General features: G+C 65.9%; 14 protein-coding genes. 9 read left to right on the plus strand and 5 right to left on the minus strand.

Annotated elements, in window-relative coordinates; translation table 11 throughout:
- The first annotated feature begins 2 nt into the window (after positions 1 to 2).
- Positions 3 to 965 carry an L-histidine N(alpha)-methyltransferase gene (gene egtD / locus P9A17_RS11185; RefSeq protein WP_278038715.1) on the plus strand — a complete coding sequence of 321 codons (963 nt, stop codon included), beginning with the start codon at positions 3 to 5 and terminating at the stop codon, positions 963 to 965.
- Entirely contained in the window at positions 962 to 2,041 is a 1,080-nt protein-coding gene (egtE, locus tag P9A17_RS11190; protein ID WP_278038716.1) for an ergothioneine biosynthesis PLP-dependent enzyme EgtE, read from the plus strand. Before egtD ends, egtE begins: the two co-directional genes overlap by 4 nt.
- On the opposite strand, the gene P9A17_RS11195 is transcribed toward egtE, so the two are convergent.
- The 3 genes from P9A17_RS11195 to P9A17_RS11205 form a co-directional block, all read right to left on the minus strand.
- Positions 2,031 to 3,251: an EAL domain-containing protein gene (locus P9A17_RS11195; protein ID WP_347403838.1), complete on the minus strand. Its 1,221-nt coding sequence runs from the start codon at positions 3,249 to 3,251 to the stop codon at positions 2,031 to 2,033. The two genes, egtE and P9A17_RS11195, sit on opposite strands and share 11 nt — an antisense overlap.
- Positions 3,252 to 3,403: 152 nt before the next feature.
- A complete protein-coding gene (locus P9A17_RS11200) occupies positions 3,404 to 4,597 on the minus strand; it encodes a cytochrome P450 (protein WP_278038718.1) in 1,194 nt (397 codons plus the stop codon).
- 13 nt (positions 4,598 to 4,610) lie between these two features.
- Positions 4,611 to 5,186 carry a TetR/AcrR family transcriptional regulator gene (locus tag P9A17_RS11205; RefSeq protein ID WP_278038719.1) on the minus strand — a complete coding sequence of 192 codons (576 nt, stop codon included), beginning with the start codon at positions 5,184 to 5,186 and terminating at the stop codon, positions 4,611 to 4,613.
- Positions 5,187 to 5,321: 135 nt separating this feature from the next.
- Between P9A17_RS11205 and P9A17_RS11210 the strand changes: the two genes are divergently transcribed.
- The 7 genes from P9A17_RS11210 (at position 5,322) to P9A17_RS11240 (ending at position 14,032) form a co-directional block, all read left to right on the plus strand.
- Positions 5,322 to 6,725, plus strand: a complete 1,404-nt coding sequence (locus P9A17_RS11210; RefSeq protein WP_278038720.1) for a cation:dicarboxylase symporter family transporter — start codon at positions 5,322 to 5,324, stop codon at positions 6,723 to 6,725.
- Positions 6,726 to 6,857: 132 nt separating this feature from the next.
- Positions 6,858 to 8,150, plus strand: a complete 1,293-nt coding sequence (gene mdo / locus P9A17_RS11215; protein ID WP_278038721.1) for an NDMA-dependent methanol dehydrogenase — start codon at positions 6,858 to 6,860, stop codon at positions 8,148 to 8,150.
- Positions 8,150 to 9,277 carry a MoxR family ATPase gene (locus P9A17_RS11220; protein WP_278038722.1) on the plus strand — a complete coding sequence of 376 codons (1,128 nt, stop codon included), beginning with the start codon at positions 8,150 to 8,152 and terminating at the stop codon, positions 9,275 to 9,277. The genes mdo and P9A17_RS11220 overlap by 1 nt, the downstream gene beginning before the upstream one ends.
- Before the next feature lie 2 nt (positions 9,278 to 9,279).
- Positions 9,280 to 10,800, plus strand: a complete 1,521-nt coding sequence (locus P9A17_RS11225) for a VWA domain-containing protein (RefSeq protein WP_278038723.1) — start codon at positions 9,280 to 9,282, stop codon at positions 10,798 to 10,800.
- A gap of 72 nt (positions 10,801 to 10,872) precedes the next feature.
- The gene (locus tag P9A17_RS11230; protein WP_278038724.1) at positions 10,873 to 12,060 is read left to right on the plus strand and encodes an iron-containing alcohol dehydrogenase; all 1,188 of its coding nucleotides are present in this window, start codon (positions 10,873 to 10,875) and stop codon (positions 12,058 to 12,060) included.
- Positions 12,057 to 13,397: a histidine kinase gene (locus P9A17_RS11235; RefSeq protein ID WP_278038725.1), complete on the plus strand. Its 1,341-nt coding sequence runs from the start codon at positions 12,057 to 12,059 to the stop codon at positions 13,395 to 13,397. Before P9A17_RS11230 ends, P9A17_RS11235 begins: the two co-directional genes overlap by 4 nt.
- Positions 13,394 to 14,032, plus strand: a complete 639-nt coding sequence (locus P9A17_RS11240; RefSeq protein ID WP_278038726.1) for a response regulator transcription factor — start codon at positions 13,394 to 13,396, stop codon at positions 14,030 to 14,032. Before P9A17_RS11235 ends, P9A17_RS11240 begins: the two co-directional genes overlap by 4 nt.
- 151 nt (positions 14,033 to 14,183) lie before the next feature.
- Here the strand turns inward: P9A17_RS11240 and mftM are convergent, their stop codons facing one another.
- Together mftM and P9A17_RS11250 are read right to left on the minus strand one after the other, a co-directional pair.
- On the minus strand, positions 14,184 to 15,101 hold the full coding sequence (gene mftM, locus P9A17_RS11245) for a mycofactocin oligosaccharide methyltransferase MftM (protein ID WP_347403839.1): 918 nt from the start codon (positions 15,099 to 15,101) through the stop codon (positions 14,184 to 14,186).
- A 129-nt stretch (positions 15,102 to 15,230) separates the two neighbouring features.
- On the minus strand, positions 15,231 to 15,905 hold the full coding sequence (locus P9A17_RS11250; protein ID WP_278038728.1) for a class I SAM-dependent methyltransferase: 675 nt from the start codon (positions 15,903 to 15,905) through the stop codon (positions 15,231 to 15,233).
- Positions 15,906 to 15,909 lie beyond the last annotated feature (4 nt).

Raw genomic sequence — 15,909 nt, forward strand, 5'->3', positions numbered from 1 at the left:
CGATGTTCTCGCTGGAGAACTACCTGGCCGATGACGCCGCCGACGAGGCGCTACGGCGCGACGTTCGGGATGGGCTCATGCAGAGCCCGAAAACGCTTCCCCCGAAATGGTTCTACGACTCCGTGGGCAGTGACCTGTTCGATCAGATCACCCGGCTGCCCGAGTACTACCCGACGCGTGCGGAGGCGCAGATCCTCAAGGCGCGAGCAGCCGAGATCGCCGCGGCCTCCAACGCCGACACCCTCGTCGAGCTCGGCAGCGGAACCTCCGAGAAGACTCGGATGCTGCTCGACGCGCTCCGAGACAGCGGCTCCCTTCGCCGGTTCATCCCGTTCGACGTCGACCCCACCGTGCTGCGCGCGGCAGGCGCCGCGATCCAGACCGAGTACCCCGCCGTGGAAGTGAACGCTGTCTGTGGCGATTTCGAAGAACACCTCGGGAAGATCCCCCAGGTCGGACGCCGGATGGTGGCCTTCCTGGGCTCGACGATCGGGAACCTGACGCCGGGTCCGCGCGCGCAGTTTCTGGCCTCGGTGTCGGACATGATGGCGCCCGGCGACACGCTGTTGCTCGGCACAGACCTCGTCAAGGACGTCGACCGACTGGTGCGCGCCTACGACGACAGCGCGGGCGTCACGGCGGCGTTCAACCGCAACGTGCTCGCGGTCGTCAACCGGGAACTCGACGCCGATTTCGACATCGAGAGTTTCGAGCATGTCGCTATCTGGAACGACGTCGAGCAACGCATCGAGATGTGGTTGAAATCGGTTCGGGCGCAGCGGGTTCACATCGCTGCGCTGGAACTCGACGTCGACTTCGCTGAGGGTGAGCAGATGCTGACCGAGGTGTCCTGCAAGTTCACGTCGGACAGGGTGGAGGCCGAGTTGTCTGCCGCCGGCTTACGCCGAACCCATTGGTGGACAGACGACGCCGGTGACTTCGGCTTGTCGCTGGCGATCAAATGAGTCTCGCGGAGGCCTGGCGTGTGGCGCGGCCGCCTGCCGCCGGGGTCCACGTCGACAGCGCGGCCTGCTCGCGGCAGAGCTTCGCGGTGATCGAAGCGTCTGCCCAGCATGCCCGGCACGAAGCGGAGGTCGGTGGCTACATCGCCGCCGAGGCTGCGGCGCCCGTGCTCGAGGCGGGCCGTGCCGCCGTGCGGGCCTTGACCGGAATGCCCGATGCCGGTGTGTCTTTCACGACCGGATCGAACCATTCGCTGGACATCTTGCTCAGCGACTGGAAGGGCGACAGAACGATCGCGTGCCTCCCCGGGGAATTCGGACCGAACCTCGCGATCATGGCCCGCCACGGTTTCGATATCCGGATGCTTCCCGTGGACGAGTTCGGCAGGCTCGATGTCAACGCTCTGGGCGCCGCACTCGGACATCACCCGCCCGCACTCGTACATTTCACGGTTCTGGGCAGCCACAGCGGCATCGTCCAGCCGGTCCACGACATGGCCAGCGCCTGTCACGGTCACGGGATTCCGCTGATCGTCGACGCCGCACAGGGTTTCGCGCATCTCGATGTGCAGGGGATCGGCGCCGACGCCGTGTACTCGTCATCGCGAAAGTGGAGCGCGGGTCCGCGCGGTGTAGGGGTGCTGGCGACGCGGCCGGGTGTGCTGTCTGATTCTCTGCGTGAACGTCTTGGTCACGCGGAGACGAATGTCGGCCTCCACGTGGCGTTCTCGGTCGCACTCGGGGAGCACGTCGCCGCGGGACCGGACGCGGTGCAGGCGCGGTTGCGAGACGTGGGTGTGGCCACGCGCACGGCTCTTGCAGAGGTGCCCGGCTGGCGGGTACTCGAACATGTCCACGAGCCCAGCGCCATCACGACGGTGCGGCCGCCCGGCGGCATCGACGCTGCCGAGGTGCGGGCCCGCCTGATCGCGGAGTTCGGCATCGTCACGACCTATCTCGGTATCGAACGCGCGCCGCGCCATATGGCGCACCCGGCACTGCGCATCTCCCCGCACGTCGACGTCACCGACGACGATCTGGCGACCGTCGCCAAAGCGCTGGCCGCAGTTACACGCTGACCGCGTCGCCGCCTCGCGGGTAGGTCGGGCAGCGGTAGAGAAGGCTTCGGGCCGCTTCGGCCACTCGCGAGCGGTCGAAGGTGATCACTGCCTCGAAGCGGCGATCGTGTTCGGCGGTGGCGGTGCCGGGCGGCTCGAGCTCACGGGCGATCAGCGCCGCAGCGGTATCGGGGCCGATCGCCACGACGGTCCACTCCAGTGCCAGCCGATCGCTGGAGTCGACGTCGACCCAACTGAAAAGCGGCTCAGGAACTTCAGGCACGCCGACCGCGAAGGCCACGACGAGGGGGGAGCTCTCGGCCAGCGAGATGTAGTTCTGCCGGGTGGCGCCCCGGAAATTGTCATGACTCTGCAGGGTGAACAGCACGATCGGAGGGCTCTCGGCAGCTGCCGCCAACCGCTCGATGTGGCGAGACAGTTCGATCAGGGTCTTCTTGCGCACCGTTCGGGGTGCGGTGTCGGCGCTGGCCAATTCGAACGGTGTGTGAGCAGCCGCCCGCTCGTTCGCCGGACTTGCACGCACGGGGAGGGCCGGGCCTTGCGGCGCGGTGTGGAGACTGCCGGGGTACCCGAACAGGTAGCCCTGTCCGAGGGTGGCACCGTAGGCCAGCGCCTGCTCCAGATGTTCCTCGGTCTCGATCCCCTCGGCCAGAATTGTCGCCCCGGTGCGCTCGTGATGGGCGATGACCGCCGCGATGGTGCGCGCCTGGAGTTGATCGGGTTGTCGCTGAACCAGTCTGAGGTCGATCTTCATCACGTCGGGCGCGATGATGTCCAGCAGCGCAAGAGAATCGCGATGAGCCCCGATGTCGTCCAGCGCGATCAGTACGCCCAGCGCTCGAAGCGCCGCCACTTTCCGCAGAAGCGCCGGTGGATCCCGTAGCAGTCCCCGCTCCGTCAGTTCGAAGGTCAGGTTGAAGGTGCTGGCCGCTTCCGACAGCGCAGTGCCCGCCGGCATGTGGATGTTCCCAGTGGTGGGCTCACAGTTGACCAGGAGCAGCATGCCCTTCGTCGAAGGTCCATCGAGCGCTGCACGGGCCGCTGAGTGGATGCACGCGTGGTCGAGTTGATCCATTCTGTCGGTCGCCGCGGCGTGTGCGAACACGGCTGCCGGTGAGGGATGGTCCAGGGACGGCCAGCGTGCGAGTGCCTCGAAGCCGACGACGGTCTCGTCCGGCAGCGACACGACGGGTTGAAACGCCGGCGCCAAGCCGTCACCCAACGCAGCGGCATCGAGCGTTGCTGCCGAATGTTTGCTGGTGGGCTGGATGGCGTTCTCGTCTCGTCGCGGTGGGTTTGCTTGTACATCATTGTGTACCCTCACCGCCGAGCGCCATTCAGGGCGGGCCAGACGTATCGGCTCTACGCGGTGACCCTGGCAGGAATGAGCTTCACCGGCATCTGCCGCACGCCGGGTACCATCGTCGCCTGCATGCGCAGGACGTCGCCGTCGAGCTCGATGTGGTCGAAGCGCGCCAGTAGTTCCTCGAACAAGACGCAGGCCTCCAGCCGCGCCAACTGGGCCCCCAGGCAGGAGTGCTCACCGCACCCGAAAGCCAAGTGCGGGTTGGGGTTCCGGGTGATGTCGAGGTGTTCTGACCTGGGCCCGAACACGTCCTCGTCGCGGTTGGCCGAGCCGTACATCATCGTGACGTACTGGCCCTCCCGGATCAGCCGGCCGCGAATCTCCACATCCTGTGTTGCACAGCGCGACATGTTGGCGACCGGTGAGGTGAACCGCAGCAATTCCTCGACCGCCATCGGTATCAGGTCCCGACGCCTCTGGAGCAACTGCAGTTGGTCGGGGTTCTCGATGAGCGCGAGAGTGCCCAGCGCGATGAGGTTTCGGGTGGTCTCGTTCCCGGCGACCAGGAGCAGCAGACAGAACTGCAGCAGGTCCTGGTCACTGAGCCGCACTCCGTCGACCTCGGCAGCGACCAGGATCGACAGCAGGTCATCGGAGTCACGCAGTGCGCCGGTGCGGCGCAGCGACACCAGGTGCTCGAAGTACTGGTAGAGCTCGCCCATCGCCGCGAAGGTGTCCAATTCGACGTCCGGGTCGTCCATGCCCACCGCCGCGTCGGACCATCGGCGGAACTGTTCCCAGTCTTCGTCGGGGGCGCCCAGAATTTCGGCGATCATGCGGGTCGGCAGCGGTGCGGCGATCTGCTCGGCGAACTCGGTGCCCCCTTTCGAGTCGATGGCATCAAGTGCCGTCCTCGCGAACGCACGCAGCTTCGGTTCCAGGATGGCGACCTGGCGACGGGTGAAGCCGGAGTTGATCAGCTTGCGGAGCTGCCGATGCCGAGGCGGATCGGTGAAGATCAGGCTGCCGTCCAGCACGGGGTTCTCGATCGCCGGGTCCGGAACGGTGATGCCCCGTGTCGAGGTGAACAGCGCCGGATTGGTCGAGACGTACCGGACGTCCTCGTACTTGAGCAGCGCCCAGAACCCGTGCTCGTCGTTCCAGCTCACCGGGTCCGTGGCCCGTAGCTCGCGATAGGTCGGGTACGGATCGCCCGCATAGAAGGCCGGGGAATGCAGCGGATTGGGCATGGCGGTCTCCTTCTCAGGCCGTGGACGGACGACAGGTGCGCAGCCCGGTCAGGATGACGCGTAGACCCTGCAGGAAGCGGTCGTGCGCCGCATCGGAGCCGGTGCCGTTCAAATGGTGTTCCAGCTGCACGGACCCGAGCAGGTGGATATAGAGGACGACGTGGGCGGCGTCGAGATCCTCGGCGGACCAGCCGGATTCGGCCATGATGGTTTTCGCGGCCGTGTCCATCGCGCCGGCTGCCCCTGCGAGCGGACGCTGTTGAAGCAGGGCGGCGATGCCGGGGACTTCGACCAACGCGCGCCATGCGTTGGTGTGGAGTTCGGCGATCCGCTGCTCCCACTCGCCGTCGGAGGGGATGGTGATCCCGCCCAGCACCGATTCGGCCAGCAGCTCGAGCAGCGCCGCTTTGTCTTTGACGTGGTAGTACACCGATGAGGCTGACGTGCCCGCCTCGGTCGCCAGCGCGCGCATCGTCACGTTCGCCACCCCGACCCGACGAGCCAGCTCGAGCAGGTGTTTGACCAGGTGTTCGCGGTCCAGAGCGCCGTAGGGGAGCACGGACGAGGCCTTGCGAGTTCTCGGTGCCACGACACCCTTTCGAACGCTGTTCGGTTTCGAACGTTGTTCGGATCAAAGCACTCCTGTCGGACCAGGTCAAGCACTGGGTGTGATGGAGCGCACTTCGGGTTACTCCCCCTCCACCACACGTGGAGGGACTGCCCGATGACTGCCGCCAAGACCGACGACGACGAGTCCGACAAGAAGCCCGCGAAAAAGCGGGACCGCACACACTGGCTCTACATCCTGGTCATCGTCGCGGTCGTCGCCGGCATCGTCGTCGGTCTCCTGGCGCCCGAGACCGCGGCATCGCTCGGCATCCTCGGCGAGCTGTTCGTCAAGTTGATCAAGATGATGATCGTCCCGGTCATCTTCTGCACCGTGGTACTCGGCATCGGCAAGGTGCGCGCTGCCGCGTCGGTCGGCAAGGTGGGTGGGCTCGCCATCGCCTACTTCCTCATCATGTCGACCGTCGCGCTGGCGATCGGCCTCGTCGTCGGCACCCTGATCAGCCCCGGAACCGGGCTGAATGTCAGCAGCGATCCGGGCAAGGGTGCCGAGCTCGCCGGCGATGCCGAATCTGCAGGCGGCACAATGGACTTCATCGCCGACATCATCCCGACGTCGCTGTTCTCGGCGCTGACCGAAGGAAACGTGCTGCAGGCGCTGTTCGTCGCGCTCCTCGTCGGCTTCGGCATCCAATCGATGGGGGCCAAGGGAGAGTCGATGTTGAACGGCATCGAGAAGGTCCAGAAGCTGGTGTTCAAGATCCTGATCGGCATCCTGTGGCTGGCGCCGATCGGCGCGTTCGGAGCCATTGCGGAAGTGGTGGGCGACACCGGTTTTGATGCGGTCATCCAGCTCGGCGTCCTGATGGCGGCCTTCTACATCACGTGTGTCATCTTCATCTTCGGCGTGCTGGGTGCGCTGCTGTGGGTGGTCGCGCGGGTCTCGATCTTCAAGCTGGCCCGTTACCTGGCTCGCGAATACCTGCTGATCGTGGCGACCTCGTCGTCGGAATCGGCGCTGCCGCGGCTGATCGCGAAGATGGAACACGCCGGCGTGAAACCGGCGACGGTCGGCATCGTCGTCCCGACGGGATACTCGTTCAACCTCGACGGCACCGCCATCTATCTGACGATGGCCTCACTGTTCATCGCCGACGCACTCGGCGATCCGCTGTCCATCGGGGAACAGATCGGTCTGCTGGCATTCATGATCATCGCGTCCAAGGGCGCCGCGGGCGTCAGCGGCGCCGGCCTTGCCACGCTGGCCGCGGGATTGCAGAGCCACCGCCCCGAACTGCTCGACGGCGTCGGCATCATCGTCGGTATCGACCGGTTCATGTCCGAGGCCCGCGCACTGACCAATTTCTCCGGCAACGCCGTCGCGACGGTCCTGGTCGGGTCGTGGACGGACACCGTGGACAGCAAGCGGCTCAACGAGGTTCTCGACGGGGACCGGCCCTTCGACGAAGCCACGATGCTCGACGACGACGATGACTCCGACGGCCGAGAGGCCCGGGAGCCGAAGCAGCCCGCGCGCTCCGGTACCTCTCCAACCGGGTAGGTAGGTTCCTGCCCGGTCGAGCGCACTTGCGCTGCCCGACAATTCGGTCTTGCTCTCCACCTGTTCCTTGGCTCACAGTTGCGTGCCTACTTTGGTGGCCGACACGTGCTGCATCGCCAGAGAGGACCAGCCATGAAGGTCGAAGACCTCCTCAAGCCCTTCCCCATCAAGGAGTTTCATCCGTTCCCGCGCGCCATGATGGGCCCGGGCGCCCACGAGATGGTTGGGCCCGAAGCCCTCAAGATGGGCTTCAAGCGCGTGCTGCTGATGAGCTCGGGTCTGCGTGGCACCGACATCGTCCACAACATGGCCGAGTCGCTGAAGTGGCACGGCTTGGAGGTTGTCGTATACGACAAGGTCGAGTCCAATCCCAAGGACTACAACGTCATGGACTCGGTGAAGCTCTACCAGGAAAACGAATGCGACAGCTTCATCTCCATCGGCGGCGGCTCCACCCACGACGCCTGCAAGGGCGCCCGCATCTCCATCGCGCACGACGGCCGCAATGTCAACGACTTCGAGGGCTTCAACAAGAGCGAGAACCCCAAGAACCCCCCGCACATCGCGATCTCGACGACGGCAGGCACCGGCTCGGAGACCTCGTGGGCCTACGTCATCACCGACACCACGACCGACCCCGACAACCCGCACAAGTACGTCGCGTTCGACGACGCCTCGGTGGCGACACTGGCCGTCGACGACCCGGTGCTGTACTACGAATGCCCCGTCGACTACACCGCACAGTGCGGATTCGACGTCCTCGCGCACGCGTCCGAGCCCTACGTGTCGCGGCTGAACTTCGAGCCGTCATTGGGCAACGCGATCCGCGCGATCAAGCTGACCGCCGAGAATCTGCGCGAAGCCACCTGGAACGGAACAGATCTCAAGGGCCGCGAAGGGATGATGTACGCGCAGTACATCGCCGCCCAGGCCTTCAATTCCGGTGGCCTCGGCATCATCCACTCCATTTCGCACGCGGTGTCCGCGTTCTACGACACGCACCACGGCCTCAACAATGCGATCGCGCTGCCTCGCGTGTGGGCGTTCAACATGCCTGTCGCGTACAAGCGCTTCGCCGACATCGCCGAGGCGATGGGCGTGGACACCTACGGCATGACCGATGTGCAGGCCGCCGACGCCGCCCTCGGAGCGGCGATCCGGCTGCTGCGCGACGTCAACATCATCGAGCGTTTCGTCGACGTCAAGCAGGACAGTTACTCGAAGAACCGCCTCGGCCAAGGGCCCACCGAGTTCTACAAGAATGCGCCGGCCATCTTGGGCGACAAGGCCGACGTGGACCGCATCACCAACCATGTCCTCGGCGACGCCTGCACCCCCGGCAACGCCAAGGAGTGCACCTTCGACACGGTTCGTCCGGTCGTGGAGCACTGCATGAACGGCAACCTCGACGAACTGCTGCCCTGATGTTTCCCTCTGTGGACGCGGTACGCGAGGCGCTCGCCGACGAGGGCTACATCGCTGACGAGCGTCTGGCGACCACGGTTTTCCTGCAGACCCGGCTGGACAAGCCCCTCCTGATCGAGGGGCCGGCCGGGGTCGGGAAGACGGAGCTGGCGAAAGCGCTTGCGGCAGCCAGTCGTCGGCGACTGTTGCGACTCCAGTGCTACGAAGGTCAGGACGAGACCAAGGCGCTCTACGAGTGGGACTACGGCAAGCAGCTGCTCTACACGCAGATCCTGAAGGAGAAGATCGGCCAGATCGTTTCCGACGCTGCTGATCTCGGGGATGCTGTCGAGCGCATCGGGGCTCAGGAGAGCGTCTTCTTCTCCGATAAATTCCTGGCACCGCGCCCGCTGCTGGAAGCTGTTCGCTCCGAGGAGCCGGTGGTGCTGCTCGTCGACGAGATCGACCGGGCTGACGAGGCACTGGAAGCGGTGCTTCTGGAACTCCTTGGTGAGTACCAGGTTTCGGTGCCGGAGATCGGTACGTTCCGCGCCAGACACGCCCCGTATGTGATCCTCACGTCGAACAACACTCGTGATCTGGCTGCCGCGTTGAAACGCCGGTGCCTGCACCTGTTCCTGGATTACCCGGCCGCCGAACGCGAGCTGGAGATCGTGCGGTCCAAGAACACGGGCTTGTCGGATGCGTTGGCGGCGCAGCTCGTCGACATCGTCCGCGGACTGCGGGAACTGGAACTGCGCAAGGCGCCCAGTATCTCGGAGACCATCGACTGGGCACGTACGCTGGCTGTTCTCGGTGTCGACGAGCTCAACGCCCAGGTGCTTTCCGACACCGTTTCGGTGGTCGTCAAGTACGACAAGGATGTGCGCAAGGCGCTGGAAACGCTGCCTCGTCTTATGGATCCGAATGCGAAAGTGCCTCCGTCACTCGGTCATTCACCCGGACACGGACACGGCCATGATCACGGGCACAGCCATGACCACGATCACGACCACGGTGATGACGGACCCGCGGTGCGTGCCGCGAAGGACCGGCCGGGGCGTTTCACCGACGGGTACTACGGCACTCCGAAGAAAGCCGGGCAGGGGTCGACGACGGCGACACTGGGCCGGCGCAGGGCGCTGTAGCCATGGAGGCGACCCTGCATCGGTTCGTCAGGCTGCTCCGCCTCGGCGGTGTGCGCGTCTCGATTCCTGAGGCGCTCGACGCGATGCGGTGCGCCGGGCAGCCCGGTGTCTTGTGCTCCCGGGCTGTCCTGCGCACCGCATTGCGGGTCGCACTGGTCAAAGACCAGCGTGACGAACCGATCTTCGACGAAATCTTCGACGCCTTCTTCGCTCTCGTGCGTGTCGGAGGCGAGCAAAACGGTCACGGGCACACCCATGCGCACGACGACCTCGTCGACTCCGGGGAGTTGGAATCGTTCACGCTGTCCGAAGAGCCCAGCGAGACACCGGAGCAGGGGCACGAGCACGGCAAGCCGTCGAGTATTCGTGATTACTTCAGACAGGAGGACCTGGCACAGCGCTACAACCTGCATCAGGAGGCCAACAAGATCGACCTCGCTGCGCTGACCGACGAGATCGCGTTCTCCAAAGACAGCCGCACCGGCGCCGACGACTCGTATCGGATCCAGCTGTCGACCGACCGGCTCAGTGGCGCGGGTATGGCGGGTGATCTGGCGACGTCCGGTGGGACCCCCGTCGACGCCGAGCTGACGATCGCCGAGCAGGACGCGCTCCTCGGCTGGTTGGAGGACGAATTCTCCTCCGACGGTGACGAATCCGATGCTGCCGTGCTACGTCAGCGGTTGGCCGGCGTGCTGGAGAATCTGCCGCAGGCGCTGAAGCGCCATCTCGAGGCGCTCCTGGCCCTGGAGAGCAAGATCGCCGAGTCCCGTGAGCAGCGTGAGGCCCGCATCGACCGGATCGGCGAGCATGAACGCGCCGAGCTCGAAGACTCCCTGCGGAGGCTGTCACGGACGTTGCATGGGGCGCTGACCCACCGCCGTCGCACCGCCGCCGCGGGCCGGGTGGATCCCGGCCAGACGATGCGTCGCAACATGCGCTTCGACGGCATTCCGTTCGTGCCCGTCACGGTGCGCCGTGCCGAGGACCGGCCCCGCCTCGTGGTGCTCGCCGACGTGAGTCTCTCCGTCCGCGCCACATCCCGGTTCACCCTCAACGTTGTGCACGGTCTGCAGGACCTGTTCACCCAGGTTCGGTCGTTCGTGTTCGTCGCCGGCGTCGCCGAGACGACCGAACTGTTCCGCGACCACCCGAGCGAGAAGGCACTCGGGTTGATCTTCGGCGGCGACGTCCTCGACGTGGCGGCCAACTCCGACTACGGCAGCGTGTTCGCCGAGTTCCTGGCCGAGCATTCCTCAGCGGTCACTCGCCGTACGACGGTGCTGGTGCTCGGCGACGGCCGCAATAACGGCAAACCGGCCAATGTGGCGGCGTTCGAGGAGATCACTCGGCGCGCGCGGGAGACGGTCTGGCTCACGCCGGAACCTCGCTTCTCTTGGGGATTGGGCAGCTGCGACCTGCCGTCCTACGCCGAGTACTGCGACCGGGTGCGGGTGGTCCGGGATCTCACCGGGCTGGAGAGGGCGGCGCACGAATACGCGACCGAACTGGTCGGGCGCTAGTGGGTCGCGTGCGGCGACAACGGTCGTACGCTGGAGCGGACAGTGTTGTCGAAGCGTAGGCAGGGCGAGGCAGTGGATTCAGGGGCACCCTCAGCAGCGGTTTCACTGGGGCCGCGGTTGCTGAAATTCCACGCCCCCGAAATCGTGTTCGGCATCGACTCCATGGTCGAGGCCGCCCACGCCGCGGTGCGGCTCGGTGCGCTGCGCCCCATGCTCGTCACCGACCCCGGCCTGATCGAGGCAGGCTGGTCCGATGAGATGGTCAAACACCTCGTCGATCAGGGCGTGCAGGGTCGGGTATGGAGCGGCCTCACACCGAACCCGAAGGATCACGAGATCGCCGCCGGGTTCGAAACGTATGCCGAGCACGGTTGCGACGTCATCGTGGCCGTCGGCGGCGGCTCGGTTATCGACGCCGCCAAAGGTGTGGCCATCCTGGCCGCCAACGGGGGCGACATCCTCGACTACGAGGGCGTCGACAAAGCGCAGATGCCGATCCCGCCGCTCGTCGTCGTGCCGTCGACGTCCGGCACCGGTGCCGACGTCTCCCAGTTCTGCATCGTCACCGACACGACCCGCAACACCAAGATCACGATCCTCGGCCGCGCGCTGGTTCCCGACATCACCGTCATCGATCCGCGCCTGCTGACAACGATGCCGCAATGGCTCAGTGCGGCAACAGGTCTCGATGCGCTGACGCACGGCATCGAGGCGTTCGTATCGCTCGGTCACAACCAACTCACCGATCACCATGCGTTGCGTGCCGTCCAGATGGTCACCGACAACCTGGTAACGACCATCGAGCGCCCCGACGAGATGCCCGCCCGCGTGCTGATGGCGCAGGCTGCACTGGAGGCGGGGCTGGCGTTCACCAACGCGATCCTGGGTGCAGCGCATGCGATGAGCCATCAGGTCGGCGGTCTCCTCGACCTGCCGCATGGAGTCATCAACGGGGTGTTGCTGCCGCACGTGATCCGGTTCAACGCCGATGCCGACCCGGAGCCCTACCGTGAGATCGCCGTATGCCTCGGGGTAGCCGATCCGGGTGCACCCGCAGCCGAAGCCGCGCACGCGCTCGCCGACCGCATCGACCGGTTGGCCCGCGACGTCGGTGTCCCTCGCGGATTGGCGGAACTCGGTGTGCGTGACGAGAACCTGCCTATCCTGGCCAAGACCGCGCTGCAGGACGCGTGCATGAGCACCAACCCGCGTGAGGCCGACGAGGCGCAGATGCTGGCGCTGTTTAAGGCGGCGATGTGACCGCGGCCGACGCCCGTTCGCCCGACCTGGCCACACTGACCGGACTGCGTACCGGCAAGGGACGCTTCTATTCAGAATTACGGGTCACTGCAAAGAGATTGGATCGCGTCGTCGCCGCGCTGGACACCATCTCGCGGGCGTTGGTCCAGACGATCGAAGGCCCGGAGAACCTGGTGCGCGCCGTCGCCGAAGCAGCGCGCGCGAACCTTGACGCGGACTGGGTGGTTCTCGCGCTGGCCGACGGAGCGCTGCCCGAAGCCAGCGTGCGACACCTCATTCTGGACTCGGCGGGGGTGGCATACGCGTTCGAGGGACTCTCGGGGGCAAAGGATCCCGGTCAGTCACTGCCCGATGCGGTGCTCAATCGGCTCAACGACATTCTGCGTGGGCAACTCGCTCAGTTCCGGGAGTCGGTGATCGAGAAGCACCATGCGCACGTGCCGATCGAACTCGACGGTGAGGTGATCGGGGCGTTCGCCGCGTGGACTCCTGCGCGCCGCACGCTGGACGCCACCGACGGCGTCGTGATGCGGATCCTTGCCAGCCAGACCGCCGTGGCTCTCCAGAATTCGGCGTTGTTCACCAAATCTGTGACACTGCTTGCCCATTCCGAAGCGCGAAACGCCGAACTGCTGGCGACTCAGCGGGAACTCGGTGCGGCACAACGGCATCAGGTGCTGAACTCCGAGCGGCACCGCATCGCTCGCGAGCTGCACGACAGCGTCGCGCAGACCGTGCTGTCGGCAGGCATGCAGATCGAGGTGTGCCGCAGCGAGATCGACGGTCAGGCCGGCGCAGGCGAGCTGGTCGGTCGACTCGATCTCGCCAAGAATCTGACACGGTCGGCGACCGAGCAGTTGCGCTCGGCGATCTATGCGCTCAATCAGCCCGGTGACGCATGTCGGTCCAGTCTGGCGGAGATGCTCGACCAGTTGGCGACGGTGCACATGCCGGACGACCTTCGGGTCACCCTGCGTGTCGACGGCGGCGCCGCGGAGTTGCCCAGCGACGTCGAACACGCGCTCCTGCGGATCGCCGGTGAAGCCCTGTTCAATACGGCGATGCACGGCAACGCAACTCGCGCGCTGGTGCGGCTCTCCTACCGGGACGACGCCGTGAGCCTGTCGATCTCCGACGATGGCATCGGCGACCCCGCGAAGCTGCGTTTGATGCTGAGGCTTGCGGAAGCCACCGACGTCGACGGACACCATCGCGGACTGGCCAACATGCAGGCGCGCGCCCGCGAGCACGGCGGAACTTTCGACGTCTACAAGGCCCGCATCGGCGGGGTGCGTGTGGTCGCCCGCATTCCACGGCCGGAAGGTGTGATCACATGAAACCCATCAGGCTCGTCCTCGTCGACGACCATGCGATCCTGCGGCAGGGATTGCGTTCCGTGCTCGAGCGCGCAGACGACCTGATCGTCGTCGGGGAGGCAGCCTCGGAGAGCGAGGCCGAGACGATCGTGCGGGCCACCGACCCCGACGTGGTGCTGCTGGACCTGAAGCTGTCAGCCGGCTCGGAGTTCGAGGGATTGACGTTGTGCGCCAAGCTGTCCGAGGCGTATCCGAGCCTGGGATTGCTCATCCTGACGACATTCCTGGACGAAGACCTGGTGGTGCGCGCGGTCCATGCCGGTGCGCGTGGGTATGTGGTCAAAGACGTCGACACCACAGAGTTGGTGCGCGCGATCCGGGCGATATCTGCGGGTGAGAGCGCGTTCGATTCCCGCAGTGCGGCCGCGGTGGTGCGGTCGCTGTCCGGCCGGGCCGAACCGCGTCAGCAGCTCACCGATCGCGAGGTCGAGGTGCTGCGCTTGCTGGCAGCGGGCTTGTCCAACAACAAGATCGGCGAGAAGCTCTACATCTCGGCCACGACGGCGAAATTCCATGTCAGCAACATCATGCGCAAGCTCGAGGTGAGCAGGCGCGCCGAGGCGGTTTACGCGGCGAGTAAGCGCGGTCTGATCTAGGGATCTTTGCACCGCGAGCGCGCGCGTCTGCGCGCCGACGCGCCGGCGCTGGTGGGCATGTGCGCGCGCTCACGGCGGACGAGCGCGCGGTGGATGCCAGGCTGTGCGGCATGCCGCTGTGCAGACACGCGCGCTCGCGGTGGACGGTACGTCAGCGGTCGAGAATGAGCCAGCCGCCGTGGAACTCATAGGTGCGGGCAGAGATTCCGGAGTGGCGACGGGCCACCGCCTGGGCCAAGCGCTGCAGCACGCTGAGATCGAATCGCTGTATGTGGCCGTAGCATTCGCGCGGGGTTTCTTCGAACGGCACGGCGACGACCACCCGGCGGCGGGCTAGCCGGACCGCCTCGTCGAGGACGGCTTCGATAGCGTCGGACTCCAAGTGCTCGATCAGATGCAGGGCCGTCACGGTGTCGGCGCTGCGGTCGGTTAGCGGGACGTCGGTGGCGTCGCACGTCATTGTCGTGAGCGGTCTGCGTAACTCGGTGCTGACCTTCTTCAGCAGGTGCATCGTCGACCCGTTGAGATCGGTTGCCACGACGTGGATTCCCCGGCGTGCCAACCTCAATGGGAAGAACCCGAAGCACGACCCCAGGTCGAGCACCCGGTGCCCCTGTATCTGCCCTGCTGCCCATGTGTGGATCGGAGCGAACGGGGTGCTTCCTGACTCCAGCTTGCTCAGCGAGTTGCGGTAGAACCGCAACCATGCCGGAAGACCGCCGTCGACGGTGGAGCGGATGATGCCGGTGAATACCAGCTCGAATTCGGTTTGTCCACGCAGAGCACCGGTATCGACGAGCTGCTCGGCGAGCACCACCGCCAGCTCGTCGCACAACTCGTCGGGCGTCAGGTTGTGCTCGACGGTCAACAGGCTGCCGATGCGCTGCGCGCAGAAACGCGTTGTGCAGACTGCGTCCTTGTCGGTATGCCTACGGTGCAACCCGCGCCGCCGTGTCACACGGACACCACGCCCACTCCAAGCGCCGCGCGGTGCCGGTGCGAGGGGGTTGAGCACAGCGGCGTCCATACCTGGCAACGCTATTGGCGCAGAGGGGGACGGTGCGCCCATCGATCGGGTGCGATGTGGGGACCGAGTGGGTGGGTCGGTGACTGCCCGATCGGCGAGTTCCGTTTCAACACTCGCCCGGCGGGCTGTCGACCACGGATTTCGGCGCGACCTCGGGCTCCAGGGCTGGAGTCAGGCAGCCTTGTGCGCGCTGAGTAAGAAGGCCTGCATGCGCATCCGGCCCTTGTCGTCGAGGAGCTCCAGCGGCGGCGGTGGCATTCCCGCAACCTTCGGCACGTTCGAATGGATCAGCGCGGGCCGGATGTCGTCGATCGCCCAGTACTGCGAAACCGCTTCCCTCAGTTCGATTTCAGAGACCATGTTCGGTCCCTCCTGCATCTCCGGAGGGAACGCGCCCTTGGCGAAGACCAGCACGAAGAAGCCCGCACCCGGTGCGGCCGCCCGGTGGACTGCCTGCAGATAGGCATCGCGCGATTCGACGGGCATGGAGTGGAACAACGTGCTGTCGGCGATCGTGGAGAAGCGGTTGTCGAGACCGGTGAGGGCGGTGATGTCGGCCGCGACGAAGGATGCACGTTCGGAGAGTCCCCGTTCGACAGCGGCCGCGGTGGCGGCGGCGACGGCGGTCGGGCTGATGTCGATGCCCGTGACGGTGTACCCGTCGGCGGCCAACGCCAGCGACAGTTCGGCGTGCCCGCAGCCCGCGTCGAGAACTTCGCTACGAAATCTGCCGTCGCGCCACAAGCCTGCGAGCTCGGGTTGCGGTTCGCCGATATTCCACGGCGGTGGCCCGTCGAAGTGGCCAGTTCCGGAGTAGGCGCTGTCCCAATCCATCACATCGGTCATGGAC

Source organism: Mycobacterium sp. 236(2023), from assembly GCF_029623955.1.
GTDB lineage: Bacteria > Actinomycetota > Actinomycetes > Mycobacteriales > Mycobacteriaceae > Mycobacterium.